The organism is Frigoribacterium sp. ME-P-080 (assembly GCF_030209595.1).
Taxonomy (GTDB): domain Bacteria; phylum Actinomycetota; class Actinomycetes; order Actinomycetales; family Microbacteriaceae; genus Frigoribacterium.
Genome location: NZ_JARVRR010000010.1, coordinates 16,052 through 32,065 on the forward strand (window position 1 = coordinate 16,052; position 16,014 = coordinate 32,065).

Sequence of the window (16,014 nt, forward strand, 5' to 3'; positions counted from 1 at the left end):
GGTCCTTCGGTCGGGGCAGGACGCGGGCACCCGGGGCTGGTCGCCCCGGGTGCCCGCGCGGTGTCAGTAGCGGTCGATCGTGGGGGGCGTCGGGGTGTCGAGCACCTTGCCCGCGGTCTTCTCCCACAGCTCGTCCCAGGTGCCGTCGTCCTCGGCGTCCTGGAGCGTGTCGTTGACGAACATGCGGAAGTCGGTGTCGTCGAGGGCCAGACCGATGCCGTAGGGCTCCTCGGTGAAGGTCTCCCCCACGACCTCGAACTCGCCCTCGTTCTGGTCGGCGAGGCCGGCCAGGATGACGTTGTCGGTCGTCACGGCCGACACCGCACCGGTGCGGAGGGGCTCGAGGCAGTTCGAGTACGTGTCGGTGGCGAGGATGTCGGTGGTGTACTCGGCCACGTTCTTCTCGCTGGTCGAGCCGCTGACGGTGCAGACCTTCTTGCCGGCCAGGTCGTCGGCGGACTCGATCCCCTCGGGGTTGCCGTCGAGCACCAGCAGGTCTTGACCGGCCGTGTAGTACGGGCCGGCGAACGAGACGACCTTCTTGCGATCGTCGTTGATCGTGTAGGTCGCGATGACGAGGTCGACCTGGCCGTTCTGGATGAACGGCTCGCGGTTGGCCGAGACGGTCTCGACCCACGTGATCTTGTCGGCTTCGATGCCGAGCTTCGCGGCGACGAGCTTGCCGATCTCGGCGTCGAAGCCCTCGGGCACGCCGTCGGGGTTGGCCAGGCCGAACAGCGGCTGGTCGAACTTGGTGCCGATGGTGATCTCACCGGCGTCGGCGAGGCGGGCCATGGTGCTGCCTTCGGCGAAGTCGGCCGGCGTCTCGACGTCGACGGCCGGGGCCGACGAGTCGGTGCAGGCCGAGAGGCCGAGGACCACGGCGGCTGCTGCGGCTACGGCGACGAATCCCTTGCTGAGTCGCATTCTGATCTCCTTGCTGGGTGACCCGGACGCCGGGCGGCGATCGGGTGTCGTGGGCCGGCTGTTCGGGTGCCGGGGAACGGGTCGCGGACTCGGCCGCGCCCGCTCAGTGCGTGAGGATCTTCGCGAGGAAGTCCTGGGCGCGGGTCGACTGGGGGTCGGTGAAGAACTTCTCGGGCGTCGCCTCTTCGACGATCTGACCGTCGGCCATGAAGACGACGCGATCGGCGGCCTTGCGCGCGAACCCCATCTCGTGGGTGACGACGATCATCGTCATGCCGTCCTTCGCGAGCTGCACCATGACGTCGAGCACCTCGGTGATCATCTCGGGGTCGAGTGCGCTGGTGGGCTCGTCCAGGAGCATCACCTTGGGGTCCATCGCCAGTGCCCGGGCGATCGCGACACGCTGCTGCTGCCCGCCCGAGAGCTGGGACGGCATCTTGTCGGCCTGGTTCGCGACGCCGACCCGCTCGAGCAACTGCATCGCCCGCTCGCGCGCCTCGGCCTTGGTGCGCTTCCGCACCTTGAGCTGGCCCAGCATGACGTTCTCGAGGATGGTCTTGTGCGAGAAGAGGTTGAAGCTCTGGAACACCATGCCGACGTCGGCGCGCAGGCGGGCGAGAGCCGCACCTTCTTCGGGCAGACGCGTGCCGTCGATCGTGATGACGCCGTCGTCGATGGTCTCGAGGCGGTTGATCGCCCGGCAGAGGGTCGACTTGCCCGAACCGCTCGGGCCGATCACGACGACCACCTCACCCTTGCCCACCGTCGTGGTGATGTCCTTCAGGACGTGGAGGTCACCGAAGTGCTTGTTGACGTGGTCGACCACGACGAGGGGTTCCATGCGCCCACACAAACAGACCCCCAGGTCGGGGTCAAATTCACAGTGGATTCTTAATGAAAACGAAACGACGCGTCCCACCGCGACCAGAGTGCCCGACCCGACCCGCGCCTCCTGCGAGACGAGGAGGCGCTAGCCGCGGTGGGCGAAGGCGCTCTCGTAGAGGCACACCGAGGCCGCCGTCGCGAGGTTCATCGATTCGGCGTGACCGTAGATGGGCACGACCAAGGTGCGGTCGGCACGCGCGAGGTCGGCGTCGGTGAGACCCCGGGCCTCGTTGCCGAAGAGCCAGGCGGTCGGCTCGGCGAGCACGCCCTCGGTGCGGGCGGCGAGCAGGTCGTCTCCCTTGACGTCGGCGGCGAGCACCTGGAGGCCGATCTCACGACACCGGTCGACGATCGCCGGCAACTCGACGCCCACGGCGACCGGCACGTGGAACAGCGAACCCGTCGTGGACCGGACGACCTTGGGGTTGTAGAGGTCGACGCTGCGACCGGTCATGATGACGGCGTCGGCACCCGCGGCGTCCGCGGCCCGGATGATGGTGCCCGCGTTGCCGGGGTCGCGGACTTCCTCGAGGATCACGACGAGCTTCGGCTCGGCGGCGAAGACGTCCTTGACCGACGTGGGGAACTGCCGACAGACGGCGACGATGCCCTGTGGCGTGACCGTGTCGGCCATGGCCTCGAGCACCGGCTCGGTGACGAACTGGACGTCGATGCCCTCCGCCCCGGCGGCGACCGCCACCTCGGGGTAACGCTCGAGAGCCGTCGGGGTGCCGAAGAGTTCGACGATCAGCTCGGGCCGGAAGGCCAGGGCCTCACCGACCGACTGCGGCCCTTCGAGCAGGAACGTGCGGGTCTCGGTGCGAGCGTCGCGCTTCGAGAGCTTGGCCACCGCCCGGACTCGGGGTGAACGGGGATTGTCGAGCAGGGAGTCGTGGGGCACCCGTCCATGATGCCGCACGAGGACCACCGCCTGCCGCGGACGCACGAGACCCGACGGCGACACCGGGGTGGGTGTCGGGCCGTCGGGCCTCGAGGGTGGTGCGGGTGCGACTACGCGGCGACCTTGGGGGCCGAGGTGTCGGCGGGCAGCGCGGCCTTGGCGGTGGCGACGAGCGACGCGAACGTGGCGGGCTCGTTGACGGCCAGCTCGGCCAGGATGCGACGGTCGACCTCGACGCCGGCCAGGGACAGACCCTGGATGAGGCGGTTGTAGGTCAGGCCGTTCGCACGCGACGCGGCGTTGATGCGCTGGATCCACAGACGACGGAACTCGCCCTTGCGCGCACGACGGTCACGGTACGAGTAGACGAGCGAGTGCGTGACCTGCTCTTTGGCCTTGCGGTACAGGCGCGAACGCTGACCGCGGTAACCCTCGGCACGCTCGAGGATGACGCGACGCTTCTTGGCGGCGTTGACCGCTCTCTTGACTCTTGCCATTTTCTTGTTCCTCTACGTTCGTGTCAGCGGTCAGTGACCGAGAAGCTTCTTGGCGACCTTGGCGTCGGCGGGAGCGAGCACCTGGTCCTGGTTCAGGCGAGCCTTGCGCTTGGCGCTCTTCACCTCGAGGTTGTGGCGCATGCCAGCCTGCTGCTTCATGATCTTGCCGGAACCGGTGACCTTGAAGCGCTTCTTGGCGCCGGAGTGGGTCTTCTGCTTGGGCATGTCTTACTTACTTTCTTCTGTCGGTCGCTCGGCCGGTGCATCGGCCGGGACCTCGTCGGACGTCGGGTGCTTCGGCGGCTTGTTGGCCGCCTTGCGAGCTTCTGCCTCGGCCTTGGCCTCGGACTTGTTCTTGTGCGGGCCGATGACCATCACCATGTTGCGGCCGTCGATGGTGGGCGTCGACTCGACGCTGCCCCACTCGGAGACGTCTTCGGCGAAGCGCTGGAGCAGGCGGACACCCTGGTCGGGACGCGACTGCTCGCGACCACGGAACAGGATCATGGCCTTGACCTTGTCGCCGCCCTGGAGGAAGCCCTCGGCGCGCTTGCGCTTCGTCTCGTAGTCGTGCTTGTCGATCTTCAGGCGGAAACGGACCTCTTTGAGGATCGTGTTCGCCTGGTTGCGACGGGCTTCTTTCGCCTTCTGCGCAGCCTCGTACTTGAACTTTCCGTGATCCATGATCTTGGCCACGGGAGGCTTCGAGTTGGGGGCCACCTCGACCAGGTCGAGCTCGGCCTCTGCGGCGAGACGCAGGGCCATGGCGATGGGAACGACGCCGATCTGCTCACCTGCGGGCCCGACGAGGCGGACCTCGGGGACGCGGATACGGTCGTTCGTACGGGGATCGCTGATGCGGAACTCCTCTGTCGTCATTTCTGCATCTGGCGGGGCCGGACGGCCTCGCCAGAGAAAGAGGAGTTTCGTGCGGGCACCGTCTGACGACGCATCACACCGCACCCTGGCTGCTCGATCACCGTCTGCCCGAGGCCTCTGACGAGGACCGAGGTGGAACGGTGGTGCTGATCGAACGGGGTGCCAACAACCCGGTAACCTTGTCTAACGGTCAAGCGCGGGTGGGAGAATCTCCACTTTCGCACGGAGCAGACGCTCCGAGCCTGGACGAGTTTAGCAGAGGATCAGTTCGTGAGCCACTCCCCCGACGACGCACCCATTCCCGACGCCCGCTTCGGCGATCCGGCACCGGCCACGTCGCCCGACACCTCCCCCTCGACGGCGCGGTTCGAGGACGATCTGCACTTCGGTGACGACGCCGCCCGTGACATCGCCGACGTCAACGCGGTCGAGGTCATCAACACCGTCTGCGTCCACCTGATGAGCGCCGCCGCGGTGAAGGTCGGCCTGGCCGACGACCCGCAGCGACAGACCGACCTCGACGAGGCCCGCAAGCTCATCACCTCCCTCGCCGGACTCGTGACCGCCAGCGCACCCGAGATCGGCGACCAGCACGCCCGGGCGCTCCGCGACGGCCTGCGGTCGCTGCAACTCGCCTTCCGTGAAGCGTCGGCCATCCCTGACGCGATCGGCCAGGGCCCCGGCGAGAAGTACACCGGCCCCGTCAACTGAACGGCGCGTCCCCCGTACCGCGCGTCCGGCTCCCGCACCCTGACGGACGGCTCTTCCTCAGCCCGGGACGACCTTCACCGACATGCTGTCGACCCGGTCGGCGATCACCGGATCGGCGGCCCAGGCCGCCTGCAGTCGCTGTAGCAGCGCGTGAAGGGCGTCGCGGTCCAGACCCGGCGCCACGCCCAGCTGGACGACGATCTCGGGGGCACCGAGCCGGGCGTCTCGATAGCCGGGCGCGACGACCAGGCTGACCAGCGCCTCCTCGTCACGTGACGCGTCGAGGAACGCGCGCAGGACGTCTTCGTCGTGGTGGCTCGGCACCCACGGGAGGTCTTGCGCGACGGCCCAGACGGCCGGACGACGCAGACCGAACTCGGTGATCGATCCGGGGTCGACCACGATGCGGTCGGTCGACTCCGAGGCGGCCGCGAGGGCCACGCGCCGAGCCTCCACCGGCACCGGTCGGGCAGCGGGACGCCACCGCGTCAAGGTCTCTACCGAGGTGAATGCCGGCAACACGTCCCGGCCGTCGGGACCCGAGACCGTGACGATGGAGAGCTCCTGCGTCTTGTCGACGCGGCGACCGTGGTCGTCGAGACCTTCGTCCCCCGCCACGGCGACCAGAGGCACGAGCAGGCGCGCCGGACGGAGGGCGTCGACGACGTCGCTCTCTCCGAGCCGCCCCTCGCGGAACCCGAGGAGGGCGTCGAGCAGGTCCGGGTCGGCTGACCCGTCGTCTCCGGCGTGCGCCGTGTCGTGATGGTCGAAGGTTCGCCCGGCCCACGGACGCCCGGCGCTGTCTCCGCCGGGACCGGGATCGTCGTGTGCGTGCCCCGGTCCGCCCGGCGCGGTCGTCATCAGTTCGACGCGACGTCGAGGGCTGCGCCGAGGGTGAAGGCTCCCGAGTAGAGCGCCTTGCCGACGATGGCGCCCTCGAGCCCCTGCGGCACGAGCTCACGCAGAGCCACGAGGTCGTCGAGGCTCGAGATGCCCCCCGAGGCGATCACCGGACGATCGGTGTGCTCCATCACCTGACGCAACAGGTCGACGTTGGGACCCTGGAGCGTGCCGTCCTTCGTCACGTCGGTCACGACGTAGCGCGCACAGCCGGCCTCTTCGAGCCGCGCGAGGACGGTCCAGAGATCGCCGCCCTCTTCGGTCCAACCCCGCGCCGCCAGCGTGGTACCCCGGACGTCGAGCCCGACGGCCACCGCCTCGCCGTACTCGGCGATGACGTGGGCGGCCCATTCGGGGTTCTCGAGGGCCGCGGTACCGAGGTTGATGCGCTTCACACCGGTGCTCAACGCGTCCTCGAGGGACTTGTCGTCGCGGATGCCACCGCTGAGCTCGACGTTGACGCCCTTGACCTGCTTGATGACCCTCTTGATGACGGCGCGGTTGTCTCCGCGCCCGAAGGCGGCGTCGAGGTCGACCAGGTGCAGCCATTCGGCGCCCTGGCTCGCCCAGTCGTCGGCTGCCGAGACCGGGTCGCCGTAGTTCGTCTCGCTGCCGGCCTCACCCTGGGTCAGGCGCACGGCCTGACCGCCCGCCACGTCGACGGCGGGGAACAGGGTCAGGGCGGGGGTGGTGCAGAACTCGCTCATGTCGTCTCTCTCACGGCGCCGGGCACCGCAGGGTCAGGAGGCGCGATCGGGTCGGTCGCGCCGGGGTCAGAGGGTGCCGAGCCAGTTCGAGAGCAGCCGGATGCCCGGCCGGCCCGACTTCTCGGGGTGGAACTGCGTCGCCCAGAGCGGGCCGTTCTCGACGGCGGCGACGAAGCGGCCGCCGTGGTCGGCCCACGTGACGTGCGGTTCGGTGAAGGGTCGGATCACGTCGAGGGACCACTCTTGTGCGGCGAACGAGTGGACGAAGTAGAACCGCTCGTCGGCCACCCCGTCGAAGAGCACGCTGCCCTCGGGAACGTCGACGGTGTTCCAGCCCATGTGCGGCAGGACGTCGGCCTTCAGTTCGTCGACCACGCCGGGCCACGCCCCGAGGCCACCGGTGCTGTTGCCGCGTTCGACGCCGCCCTCGAAGAAGACCTGCATGCCGACGCAGATGCCCATGACCGGACGCCCGCCGGCCAACCGTCGGTCGATCAGCTCGCCACCGCGGACGGACTCGAGCTGGCTCATGACGGCTGCGAACGCACCGACGCCGGGGACGAAGAGGCCGTCGGCCGCCTGCACCCGGGCGCGATCGGACGTCAGCTCGACGTCGGCACCCGCCAACTCGAGGGCCTTGACGGCCGAGTGGACGTTGCCGCTGCCGTAGTCGAGGACGACGACGGAGGGACGCGCGCCGGTCACAGGGCGCCCTTCGTCGACGGGATGCCACTGACGCGCGGGTCGGGCTGGACCGCCTGGCGGAGCGCCCGGGCGAACGCCTTGAACTCGGCCTCGGCGATGTGGTGCGGATCACGCCCGCCCAGCACGCGGACGTGCACGGTGATGCCGGCGTGGAAGGTGATCGCCTCGAAGACGTGCCGGACCATCGAGCCGGTGAAGTGCCCGCCGATGAGGTGGTACTCGAACCCCTCCGGCTCGCCCGTGTGCACGAGGTACGGGCGCCCCGACACGTCGACGACCGCCTGCACGAGGGCCTCGTCGAGCGGGACCAGCGCGTCACCGTAGCGAGAGATGCCCGACTTGTCGCCGAGCGCCTGCTTCAGCGCGGTGCCGAACGTGATGCCGATGTCTTCGACGGTGTGGTGGACGTCGATGTGCGTGTCGCCCTTCGCGGTGACCTCGAGGTCGATCAGGGAGTGCTTCGACAACGCCGTCAGGAGGTGGTCGAAGAACGGCACCGACGAGTCGATCGTCGATCGGCCCGAACCGTCGAGGTCGAGGGCGAGGGCGATGCTGGACTCGCTCGTCTCGCGCGAGAGGGAAGCGGTACGGGCGGCGCGGGTCGTCTCGGTCACGAAGAGAGCCTAATGTCGCGGAGCGCCTCGAGGAACGCGGTGGTCTCGGCCTCGGTGCCCGCGCTGACCCTCAGGTGGTTCGGGATGCCCAGGTTGCGGACGATGACGCCCCGCTCGAGCAGGCGCTCGAAGACGTCGGTCGGGTCGTCGACCCCGCCGAAGAGGACGAAGTTCGACCAGGTGGGCCATGGCTCGTACCCGAGCTCGGTCAGCTCGTGCACGATGCGATCACGCTGGGCCTTGATGTCGTCGACCATGGCGAGCATCTCGCTCGCGTGCGAGAGCGCTGCGACGGCCGCCGCCTGCGTCAGGGACGAGAGGTGGTACGGGAGGCGCACGAGACGCAGTGCGTCGGCCACGGCCGGGTGCGCGGCCAGGTAGCCGACCCGGGCACCGGCGAACGCGAACGCCTTGCTCATCGTGCGGGACACGACCAGTCGTTCGCGGCCGGCCAGGAGGGTCAGTGCCGTCGGCTGGTCGGCCGGCATGAACTCGGCATAGGCCTCGTCGACGAAGACGATGCCGTCCGTCGCGTCGTAGGCAGCCTCGATCGTGGCGAGATCGAGAGGGGTGCCCGTGGGGTTGTTCGGTCCGCAGAAGAAGACGATGTCGGGACGGGTGCGCTCGATCTCGGAGACCGCGGTCTCGGGCGAGATGCGGAACCCCTCGTCACGACGACCCTCGATCCACCGGCTGCCGGTGCCCGTGGCGATGATCGAGTGCATCGAATACGTGGGGGGGAACCCCAGGACGGATCGGCCCGGGCCTCCGAAGGCCTGGAGGAGCTGCTGAATGACCTCGTTGGAGCCGTTCGCCGCCCAGATGTTGTCGCGGGTCAGGTCGTGACCGAGGTAAGCCGCCAGCGAGTCGCGCAGCGTCGTGAACTCACGATCGGGGTACCTGTTGACGTCGAGGACCGCCCGGGCCACCGACTCGACGATGTCGCGAGCGACGTCCTCGGGGATGGGATGCGTGTTCTCGTTGACGTTGAGAGCGACCGGGACCTTCTTCTGGGGAGCGCCGTAGGGCGCCAGCCCCCGGAGGTCGTCACGGATGGGCAGGTCGTCGAGACTGAAGGACACCCCACCATCGTACGGGCGGGCCGACGGTGTGTCGGGTCGGTCGCCACCGAACGAACACGATGTCAGTGGGCCGGACCACCCACCTCGTCGGCGGCGGCAGTTCAGCGAGCGTACTGAGCGGGGACGGCGAGGCTCTGCCCGGCGGAGACCTCGGCGCTCGGCAGGTTGTTGAGCGAGACAAGGTCGGCGATGACGTCGCGAGGATCGGCGTCGGGGTCGATCTCCGAGGCGACCTGCCAGAGCGTCTCGCCACCGTCGACGGTCACGTGCTGGAAGTCCGCGCGACCCGTCGTGTCGGACGCGACGGCGCCGCCACCGTTGAGGACGAGCGCACCCGCCACGACGACGAGCGGGACCGCGACGAGCGCGGCGACGACCGCGCGGCCCCGCCGGGTGATGCGCAGACGCGTGCGCACGACTCGGGTCGAGTCGACGGGGGACACAACTGCTGATGCTGAGGTGACGCTCATGAGGTGGTCCTTTCACCGTGGAAGACAGGGGACGAGTTCGTGCCCGGCACTCGGCCGGGAATGCCAGGCACGAAGACGTGTTCCGAACATACATTCGATTGCCGAGGCTTTCAACCCCCGCGACAGGTATCACCGGACGGAATCGCTGTGGATCGGGAGGCGATAACGCGACACACTCGAACATGTGTTTTGTCGACACCGCCCGATCGGATACGGTTTCGATCGGTGGTAAGAGTCAAACAGGGACCACCGACATCGACGGCAGGAGACCCATGAGCGACCCGAAGCGCACCCCGCAGGCGGCCACCGACGCCCCCCGTCAGCTCGATCCGGGTGTCCTCCCCCGCAAGGAGTTGACGGCGAAGCAGGAGTCGATCCTCGCCGCGATCACCGAGAGCATCGGACACCGCGGGTATCCCCCGAGCATGCGCGAGATCGGCGACGCCGTCGGCCTCAAGTCCCTGTCGAGCGTCACGCACCAGCTGAACCAGCTCGAACTCGCCGGCAAGATCCGCCGCGACCCGAACCGACCCCGAGCCCTCGAGGTCCTCGTGGACGCGACGGCGCCGGCGGCGGCCCCGGCCACCGTCTTCACGACGAGTGACGACGGCGACACGGCTCACGTCCCCATGGTCGGACGGATCGCCGCCGGCATCCCCATCACGGCCGAGCAGCAGATCGAGGACGTGATGCCCCTGCCGCGTCAACTCGTCGGCAAGGGCGAACTGTTCATGTTGCGGGTGGTCGGCGACTCGATGATCGACGCGGCGATCTGCGACGGGGACTGGGTCGTCGTGAGGCAGCAGCAGGACGCCGAGAACGGCGACATCGTCGCGGCCATGCTCGACGACGAAGCGACCGTCAAGGTGTTCCGCCAGAGAGACGGCCACACCTGGCTGCTTCCCCGGAACAGCGCGTTCGAACCCATCGTCGGCGACCATGCGCAGATCGTCGGCAAGGTCGTCGCCGTGTTGCGCTCCGTCTGATCCTCTCTCGGCGGTGGCGACCCGCCCCGCGCACGACGAAGCGCCGACCACCACAGGTGGTCGGCGCTTCGTCGTTCGAGGACGTGGGGCTCGGCGTCAGCGCCCCACGCCCACGGGAGCCACGTAGGGCGTGAGCCCGGCGACGTCACTCGGGTAGACACGGGCGTGGACCCGGGTGCCCTCTTCTTCGTAGTCCGTGCTGACGATGCGGCCCGAGTCGTGGAGGTGGGAGACGACGTCGCCGCGGTCGTACGGCACCAACAGGTCGAGCTCGATCTCGGGTTCGGGCAGGACGGCTGCGATGCGGGCCAGCAGCTCGTCGATGCCCTCACCCGTCCGTGCCGAGACGAAGACCGCCGTCGGCTCGAGCCCGAGCAGGACGAGACGCTGGTCGTCGTCGACGAGGTCGCTCTTGTTGTAGACGACGATCTCGGCGATGTCGCGACCGTCGACCTCGGCGATGACGTCTCGGACGGTGGCGAGCTGGGCGGCGGGGTCGGGGTGCGACCCGTCGACGACGTGCACGATGACGTCGGACGCCTCGACCTCCTCGAGCGTCGATCGGAATGCCTCGACCAGCTGGTGAGGGAGGTTCCGGACGAATCCGACGGTGTCGGCGTACGTGAAGGGACGACCGTCGGCCGTCACGCTCTTGCGGACCGTCGCGTCCAGGGTCGCGAACAGCGCGTTCTCGACGAGGACGCCCGCGCTCGTCAACCGGTTCAGGAGGCTGGACTTCCCGGCGTTCGTGTATCCGGCGATGGCGACGGTGGGCACCTCGTTGCGGTCACGGTTGGCCCGCTTGGCGTCGCGGGCAGGCTTCATCTCTTTGATCTGCTTGCGGAGCCGGGCCATGCGGGTGTGGATGCGGCGCCGGTCGAGCTCGATCTTGGTCTCACCGGGCCCGCGGCTGCCCATTCCGGCACCCGCGCCTCCGACTTGTCCACCGGCCTGGCGGGACATCGACTCGCCCCAACCGCGGAGACGGGGCAGGAGGTACTCGAGCTGGGCCAGTTCGACCTGCGCCTTGCCCTCCCGGCTCTTGGCGTGCTGGCTGAAGATGTCGAGGATGACCGCCGTACGGTCGATCACCTTGACCTTGACCACGTCCTCGAGGGCGCGTCGCTGGCTGGGGGCCAGTTCGGTGTCGGCGATGACGGTGTCGGCGCCGAGGGCCGCGACCGTTCCCCGCAGTTCTTCGGCCTTGCCCTTGCCCAGGTAGGTGCTCGGGTCCGGGTTCGGCCGTCGCTGCAGCAGTCCGTCGAGCACGACCGCCCCCGCCGTCTCGGCCAGGGCAGCGAGTTCACGGAGGGAGTTCTCGGCGTCCGCCATCGACCCCTGCGAGTAGACGCCGATCAGGACGACGTTCTCGAGGCGCAACTGCCGGTACTCGACCTCGGTGACGTCCTGCAGTTCGGTCGACAGGCCCGCTACGCGGCGGAGGGCCTGGCGGTCGTCGCGCTCGGACTGATCGCCGTCGGAGTCGCCGTCGTGGTGCAACGAGCGGGTCTGGATGGCCTGAGCCGGCGAGAACACGGTGTAGCCGGATGCCCTCTGGGCCGCACGATCGAGCACGCGCGCGACGACGTCGTCGGGCTGGTCGTTCCGCTCCGGATCGAGCGGGGTCGTGGTGTGGTCTGTCATCGGGGTGATACTAACCCTTTCGGTGTGCGGAGAGCAGGGAGCGAGGCCCTGCCGGATGTTCGGTAGGTTGGCGACCATGGCCAGCGAGCACTACTTCTCCCCCCAGCCCGGCAGCGAGGCCAAGCCCCGGACGATCGAGGTCGTCCTCGCAGGACGGGAGCTGACCCTGACCACGGCTGCCGGCGTCTTCAGCCCCGGCCGCGTCGACCCGGGCACCTCGGTCCTGCTGGCGGGCACGCCGACGCCGCCGAGGGCGGGCCATCTGTTGGACGTCGGGTGCGGGTGGGGCCCCATCACACTGAGCCTCGCGTTGTCGTCACCCGACGCGACGGTCTGGGCCGTCGACGTGAACGAGAGAGTGCTCGACCTCGTGCGCGAGAACGCGCGGTCGGTCGGCCTCGAGAACGTCAACGCCGTGACCCCCGACGGTGTTCCCGGCGATCTCCGCTTCGCGACGATCTGGTCGAATCCGCCGATCCGGGTCGGCAAGGCCGAACTGCACTCCCTGCTCGAACGGTGGCTCCCCCGCCTCGACGCGGGGTCGGACGCGTGGCTCGTCGTGCAGAAGAACCTGGGGGCCGACTCCCTGCAGCGCTGGATGAACGAGACCATGACCGGCGTCGTGGACGTGACCCGCGCCTCCACCAGCAAGGGATACCGGATCTTGCGTGCCGAGCGACTCACCGACGCCGACTGATCGGTCTTCTCGCCGAGATCTGGACGCCGGCTCCCGGCGCGGCTCAGAGTTCGAGCGCGCCGGTGAAGACCAGTTCGGCCGGCCCGCTGAGCGAGACGTGCTCACCATCGGCGTGATGACTCACCGACACGCCCACGACGCCGCCGGGGACCTCGACCAACCAGGCCTCGGGTGCCGAGGCTCCTGCCCAGAACCGCGTCGCCAGGGCGGCCGCTGCCGCACCGGTGCCGCACGACAGGGTCTCGCCGCTGCCCCGCTCGTGGACACGCATGCGGATGCGACCCAGCCCGTCGACCACGAGCGGATCCGCCGGGACCACGAACTCGACGTTCGCCCCGTCGGCCGGGGCCGGGTCGACGATCGGCACGTAGGTCAGGTCGAGACCGTCCAGTTCGCCGTCGCCGGCGAGTGCCACCACCACGTGGGGGTTGCCCACCGAGATCGGCAGGCCGGGACGCGCCGCGTGCAGCTCGCGCGCCCGCACGACCGGATCGTCGTCGCCGAGCCTCCACGGCCCCAGGTCGACGCGGAAGCCCGTGCCGTCACGACGCACCTCACGCGCGCCGGCCCGCGTGCCGACGACGAGCACGTCGTCCTCGCCCAGCTGGACCAGCCCCCGCTCGAGGAGGTAGCGCGCGAAGACACGGATGCCGTTGCCGCACATCTCGGCCGGGCTGCCGTCGGCGTTGTGGTAGTCCATGAACCACTCGGCGCGCGGCTCGGTCTCGAGCAGGCCCGCCTCGGTGGACAACGCCGCCGTGCGGACCGCACGGATGACCCCGTCCCCGCCCACCCCGAACCTCCGGTCCGCCAGGGCCCGGATCATGGCGGGGCTCAGGTCGGTGCCCGCATCGGGATCGGTGAACAAGACGAAGTCGTTGCCCGTGCCGTGCCCTTTGGTGAACTGCAGCGTGGTGGTCACCCCAGGATTCTAGCCACGGCCCGGTCGACCGCCTGGGCGTCGCCCGAGCGGGACCACTCGACGTCGTCGTACCGGCGGAACCAACTCGCCTGGCGGCGGGCGTAGCGACGGGTGAGGGCCGCCGTGGCATCGATGGCGTCCCCCTCGCCGAGCTCACCCCGGATCTGGGCGACGGCCTGCGCGTAACCGATCGCCCGGCTCGCCGTGACCCCTCGCTCGAGCCCGAGGGGAAGCAGACCCCGCACCTCGTCGACGAGGCCGTCTCGCCACATCTGGTCGACGCGTCGGTCGAGACGTTCGACGAGCACGGGGCGCTCCTCGGCCACGCCGAAGACGATCGACGGCCGCCACGGTGACGACTTCTCGGGCAGCGTTCCCGAGAGGGGACGGCCGGTGAGGTCCCCGACCTCGAGCGCCCGGACGAGACGTCGGGCGTTGGAGGGCCCGATCGACGTGGCGGACGCCGGATCACGCTCTCTCAACAAGTCGTACAGCGCCCCTGGCCCCTGCTCGTCGGCGATCGCCTCGTAGCGACTCCGGATCGCAGGGTCGGTGCCGGGGAACCGGAAGTCGAACAACACGCTCGAGACGTAGAGCCCGGACCCACCGACGAGGACCGGCACCGCCCCGCGCGCGACGATGCCGTCGATGAGGTCCCTGGCTTCGCGTTGATACCATTCGACGCTCGCCTCGTCGGTGACGTCGAGGACGTCGAGGAGATGATGCGCGAAGCCTCGCCGTTCGGCGACCGGCAGTTTGGCCGTGCCGACGTCCATGCCCCGGTAGAGCTGCATGGCGTCCGCGTTGACGATCTCGACCGTCTCGCCCCGGGCCGACAGTGCCTCGGCGAGGTCCAGCGAGAAGGCGGACTTCCCCGTGCCCGTCGCTCCGACGATCGCGACCAGCACGTCAGCGGAGGTCGTCGGTCGTGCTGTAGACCGGCGTCGTCGCCACCCGCAGCGTGGGCAGACCGAGGCTCACCCTCGCCGGCCGAGCCGAGGAGGCGCGGGTCGCGTCGCCCCCGGACGGCACCCCGCACGAGGCGGCCTGCGCGGCGTCCCAAGCATCACCCGCGCGCGTGCGACGGACCTCGTAGAGGGATTCGGGCCCCTCGACCGCATCGGCGAGCAGGTAGAACGGCGCGGCGTCGGTGATCCTCACGCTGACGACGTCGCCGGGTCGCGGAACGGCAGCACCCGTCGGCACCTCGAAGTGGACGAGACGGCTGTCTTCGGCGCGACCCGAGAGACGGTGGGTGGAGGCGTCCTTCCGCCCCTCGCCGGTGGCCACGAGGACCTCGACGGGACGCCCGACCTGGCGACGGTTCTCTTCGGCCGAGATGCGGTCCTGAACGGCCGTCAACCGCTCGAACCGTTCTTGGACGACGGCCTTGGGAATCTGGTCGGCCATCTCGCCCGCGGGTGTCCCGGGGCGCACCGAGTACTGGAACGTGAACGCCGAGGCGAACCGGGATCGTTCGACGACCCGGAGGGTCTCGGCGAAGTCGTCCTCGGTCTCGCCGGGGAACCCGACGATGATGTCGGTGCTGATCGCGGCGTCGGGCATGGCCGCGCGCACACGATCGATGATGCCGAGGAACTTCTCGCTGCGGTAGCTGCGTCGCATGGCCCGCAACACCCGGTCGGACCCCGATTGCAGGGGCATGTGCAACTGGGGCATCACAGCGGGCGTCTCGGCCATGGCGGCGATGACGTCGTCGGTGAAGGACGCCGGGTGCGGGCTGGTGAAGCGCACCCGCTCGAGCCCGGGGATCGCGCCGACGGCCCGCAGCAACTTGCCGAAGGCGAGTCGATCGCCGAACTCGACACCGTACGAGTTCACGTTCTGCCCGAGCAGCGTCACCTCGACGGCCCCGTCGTCGACGAGCGCCCCGACCTCGGCGAGGATGTCGCCGGGGCGGCGGTCCTTCTCCTTGCCTCGGAGCGAAGGGACGATGCAGAAGGTGCAGGTGTTGTTGCAGCCGACCGAGATCGAGACCCAGCCGCTGTGCGTGGACTCGCGCTTGGTCGGCAAGGTCGAAGGGAAGACGTCGAGCGCTTCGAGGATCTCGAGCTGGGCCTCGTCGTTGTGCCGCGCGCGTTCGAGCAGCGTGGGCAGGGCACCCATGTTGTGCGTACCGAAGACGACGTCGACCCACGGCGCCCTGTCGAGGATGACGTCCTTGTCTTTCTGGGCCAGGCACCCGCCGACGGCGATCTGCATGCCTTCGTGCTTCTTCTTCAGGCCGGCGAGGGTCCCCAGGGTCCCGTAGAGCTTCTTGTCGGCGTTCTCGCGTACTGCGCAGGTGTTGATGACGACGATGTCGGCCTCGGCTCCGTCGGCGGCCACGTAGCCGGCCGCCTCAAGTGAACCACTCAACCGCTCCGAATCGTGCACGTTCATCTGGCACCCGAAGGTACGGACCTCGTACGTGCGGGCCGGGCCGTCGACGGGCGAGGGGATGCTGGTGGTGGCGACCGTCGTCAT

General features: G+C 69.3%; 19 protein-coding genes. 3 read left to right on the top strand and 16 right to left on the bottom strand.

Annotated elements, in window-relative coordinates:
• Positions 1 to 63: 63 nt before the first annotated feature.
• The 6 genes from QRN23_RS14225 to infC form a co-directional block, all read right to left on the bottom strand.
• The gene (locus QRN23_RS14225; protein ID WP_056048049.1) at positions 64 to 927 is read right to left on the bottom strand and encodes a glutamate ABC transporter substrate-binding protein; all 864 of its coding nucleotides are present in this window, start codon (positions 925 to 927) and stop codon (positions 64 to 66) included.
• Positions 928 to 1,030: 103 nt separating this feature from the next.
• On the bottom strand, positions 1,031 to 1,768 hold the full coding sequence (locus tag QRN23_RS14230; protein ID WP_043596708.1) for an amino acid ABC transporter ATP-binding protein: 738 nt from the start codon (positions 1,766 to 1,768) through the stop codon (positions 1,031 to 1,033).
• Between the two features lie 129 nt (positions 1,769 to 1,897).
• Positions 1,898 to 2,698, bottom strand: coding sequence for a TrmH family RNA methyltransferase (locus QRN23_RS14235; RefSeq protein ID WP_159828623.1), 801 nt, complete (start codon positions 2,696 to 2,698; stop codon positions 1,898 to 1,900).
• A 125-nt stretch (positions 2,699 to 2,823) separates the two neighbouring features.
• Positions 2,824 to 3,210: a 50S ribosomal protein L20 gene (rplT, locus tag QRN23_RS14240; protein ID WP_043596706.1), complete on the bottom strand. Its 387-nt coding sequence runs from the start codon at positions 3,208 to 3,210 to the stop codon at positions 2,824 to 2,826.
• A gap of 30 nt (positions 3,211 to 3,240) precedes the next feature.
• Positions 3,241 to 3,435: a 50S ribosomal protein L35 gene (gene rpmI, locus QRN23_RS14245; protein WP_043596704.1), complete on the bottom strand. Its 195-nt coding sequence runs from the start codon at positions 3,433 to 3,435 to the stop codon at positions 3,241 to 3,243.
• Positions 3,436 to 3,438: 3 nt separating this feature from the next.
• Positions 3,439 to 4,089 carry a translation initiation factor IF-3 gene (gene infC / locus QRN23_RS14250; protein ID WP_082060163.1) on the bottom strand — a complete coding sequence of 217 codons (651 nt, stop codon included), beginning with the start codon at positions 4,087 to 4,089 and terminating at the stop codon, positions 3,439 to 3,441.
• Positions 4,090 to 4,467: 378 nt separating this feature from the next.
• Here infC and QRN23_RS14255 point away from each other — a divergent pair, with 378 nt between their 5' ends.
• Positions 4,468 to 4,800 carry a DUF1844 domain-containing protein gene (locus tag QRN23_RS14255; RefSeq protein ID WP_043596743.1) on the top strand — a complete coding sequence of 111 codons (333 nt, stop codon included), beginning with the start codon at positions 4,468 to 4,470 and terminating at the stop codon, positions 4,798 to 4,800.
• A 57-nt stretch (positions 4,801 to 4,857) separates the two neighbouring features.
• Here the strand turns inward: QRN23_RS14255 and QRN23_RS14260 are convergent, their stop codons facing one another.
• The 6 genes from QRN23_RS14260 to QRN23_RS14285 all read right to left on the bottom strand — a co-directional run bounded on the left by QRN23_RS14260 (position 4,858) and on the right by QRN23_RS14285 (position 9,278).
• On the bottom strand, positions 4,858 to 5,661 hold the full coding sequence (locus tag QRN23_RS14260) for an SseB family protein (RefSeq protein WP_285063906.1): 804 nt from the start codon (positions 5,659 to 5,661) through the stop codon (positions 4,858 to 4,860).
• On the bottom strand, positions 5,661 to 6,407 hold the full coding sequence (gene priA, locus QRN23_RS14265) for a bifunctional 1-(5-phosphoribosyl)-5-((5-phosphoribosylamino)methylideneamino)imidazole-4-carboxamide isomerase/phosphoribosylanthranilate isomerase PriA (RefSeq protein ID WP_043596701.1): 747 nt from the start codon (positions 6,405 to 6,407) through the stop codon (positions 5,661 to 5,663). The genes QRN23_RS14260 and priA overlap by 1 nt, the downstream gene beginning before the upstream one ends.
• A 66-nt stretch (positions 6,408 to 6,473) precedes the next feature.
• Positions 6,474 to 7,112 (bottom strand): imidazole glycerol phosphate synthase subunit HisH, encoded by a 639-nt coding sequence (gene hisH, locus QRN23_RS14270; protein WP_285063907.1) that lies wholly within the window; start codon positions 7,110 to 7,112, stop codon positions 6,474 to 6,476.
• Positions 7,109 to 7,726 carry an imidazoleglycerol-phosphate dehydratase HisB gene (gene hisB / locus QRN23_RS14275; protein WP_056048065.1) on the bottom strand — a complete coding sequence of 206 codons (618 nt, stop codon included), beginning with the start codon at positions 7,724 to 7,726 and terminating at the stop codon, positions 7,109 to 7,111. Before hisB ends, hisH begins: the two co-directional genes overlap by 4 nt.
• Positions 7,723 to 8,808, bottom strand: a complete 1,086-nt coding sequence (locus QRN23_RS14280) for a histidinol-phosphate transaminase (protein ID WP_285063908.1) — start codon at positions 8,806 to 8,808, stop codon at positions 7,723 to 7,725. The genes hisB and QRN23_RS14280 overlap by 4 nt, the downstream gene beginning before the upstream one ends.
• 101 nt (positions 8,809 to 8,909) lie before the next feature.
• A complete protein-coding gene (locus tag QRN23_RS14285) occupies positions 8,910 to 9,278 on the bottom strand; it encodes a LysM peptidoglycan-binding domain-containing protein (protein WP_056048071.1) in 369 nt (122 codons plus the stop codon).
• Positions 9,279 to 9,550: 272 nt separating this feature from the next.
• On the opposite strand from QRN23_RS14285, the gene lexA reads away from it, so the two are divergent.
• Positions 9,551 to 10,264 carry a transcriptional repressor LexA gene (gene lexA, locus QRN23_RS14290; protein ID WP_277959582.1) on the top strand — a complete coding sequence of 238 codons (714 nt, stop codon included), beginning with the start codon at positions 9,551 to 9,553 and terminating at the stop codon, positions 10,262 to 10,264.
• Between the two features lie 96 nt (positions 10,265 to 10,360).
• On the opposite strand, the gene hflX is transcribed toward lexA, so the two are convergent.
• Positions 10,361 to 11,908 (bottom strand): GTPase HflX, encoded by a 1,548-nt coding sequence (hflX, locus tag QRN23_RS14295; protein ID WP_123571780.1) that lies wholly within the window; start codon positions 11,906 to 11,908, stop codon positions 10,361 to 10,363.
• Positions 11,909 to 11,984: 76 nt separating this feature from the next.
• On the opposite strand from hflX, the gene QRN23_RS14300 reads away from it, so the two are divergent.
• On the top strand, positions 11,985 to 12,605 hold the full coding sequence (locus QRN23_RS14300; protein ID WP_285063909.1) for a class I SAM-dependent methyltransferase: 621 nt from the start codon (positions 11,985 to 11,987) through the stop codon (positions 12,603 to 12,605).
• 43 nt (positions 12,606 to 12,648) lie between these two features.
• On the opposite strand, the gene dapF is transcribed toward QRN23_RS14300, so the two are convergent.
• Genes dapF through miaB form a run of 3 tightly spaced genes read right to left on the bottom strand, consistent with a single transcriptional unit; the run spans position 12,649 to position 16,014 of the window.
• A complete protein-coding gene (dapF, locus tag QRN23_RS14305; RefSeq protein ID WP_285063910.1) occupies positions 12,649 to 13,527 on the bottom strand; it encodes a diaminopimelate epimerase in 879 nt (292 codons plus the stop codon).
• Positions 13,524 to 14,435, bottom strand: a complete 912-nt coding sequence (gene miaA / locus QRN23_RS14310) for a tRNA (adenosine(37)-N6)-dimethylallyltransferase MiaA (RefSeq protein ID WP_285063911.1) — start codon at positions 14,433 to 14,435, stop codon at positions 13,524 to 13,526. The genes dapF and miaA overlap by 4 nt, the downstream gene beginning before the upstream one ends.
• A gap of 1 nt (position 14,436) precedes the next feature.
• Positions 14,437 to 16,014 carry a tRNA (N6-isopentenyl adenosine(37)-C2)-methylthiotransferase MiaB gene (gene miaB, locus QRN23_RS14315; protein ID WP_285063912.1) on the bottom strand — a complete coding sequence of 526 codons (1,578 nt, stop codon included), beginning with the start codon at positions 16,012 to 16,014 and terminating at the stop codon, positions 14,437 to 14,439.

Bases quoted from the DNA above. Each gene is read 5' to 3' on its own strand.
- QRN23_RS14300 (WP_285063909.1), top strand. From the start codon at position 11,985: ATGGCCAGCGAGCACTACTTCTCCCCCCAGCCCGGCAGCGAGGCCAAG.
- infC (WP_082060163.1), bottom strand. From the start codon at position 4,089: ATGACGACAGAGGAGTTCCGCATCAGCGATCCCCGTACGAACGACCGT.
- QRN23_RS14285 (WP_056048071.1), bottom strand. From the start codon at position 9,278: ATGAGCGTCACCTCAGCATCAGCAGTTGTGTCCCCCGTCGACTCGACC.
- miaB (WP_285063912.1), bottom strand. From the start codon at position 16,014: ATGACGACGGTCGCCACCACCAGCATCCCCTCGCCCGTCGACGGCCCG.
- rpmI (WP_043596704.1), bottom strand. From the start codon at position 3,435: ATGCCCAAGCAGAAGACCCACTCCGGCGCCAAGAAGCGCTTCAAGGTC.
- rplT (WP_043596706.1), bottom strand. From the start codon at position 3,210: ATGGCAAGAGTCAAGAGAGCGGTCAACGCCGCCAAGAAGCGTCGCGTC.
- lexA (WP_277959582.1), top strand. From the start codon at position 9,551: ATGAGCGACCCGAAGCGCACCCCGCAGGCGGCCACCGACGCCCCCCGT.
- QRN23_RS14225 (WP_056048049.1), bottom strand. From the start codon at position 927: ATGCGACTCAGCAAGGGATTCGTCGCCGTAGCCGCAGCAGCCGCCGTG.
- QRN23_RS14260 (WP_285063906.1), bottom strand. From the start codon at position 5,661: ATGACGACCGCGCCGGGCGGACCGGGGCACGCACACGACGATCCCGGT.
- hflX (WP_123571780.1), bottom strand. From the start codon at position 11,908: ATGACAGACCACACCACGACCCCGCTCGATCCGGAGCGGAACGACCAG.
- QRN23_RS14230 (WP_043596708.1), bottom strand. From the start codon at position 1,768: ATGGAACCCCTCGTCGTGGTCGACCACGTCAACAAGCACTTCGGTGAC.
- priA (WP_043596701.1), bottom strand. From the start codon at position 6,407: ATGAGCGAGTTCTGCACCACCCCCGCCCTGACCCTGTTCCCCGCCGTC.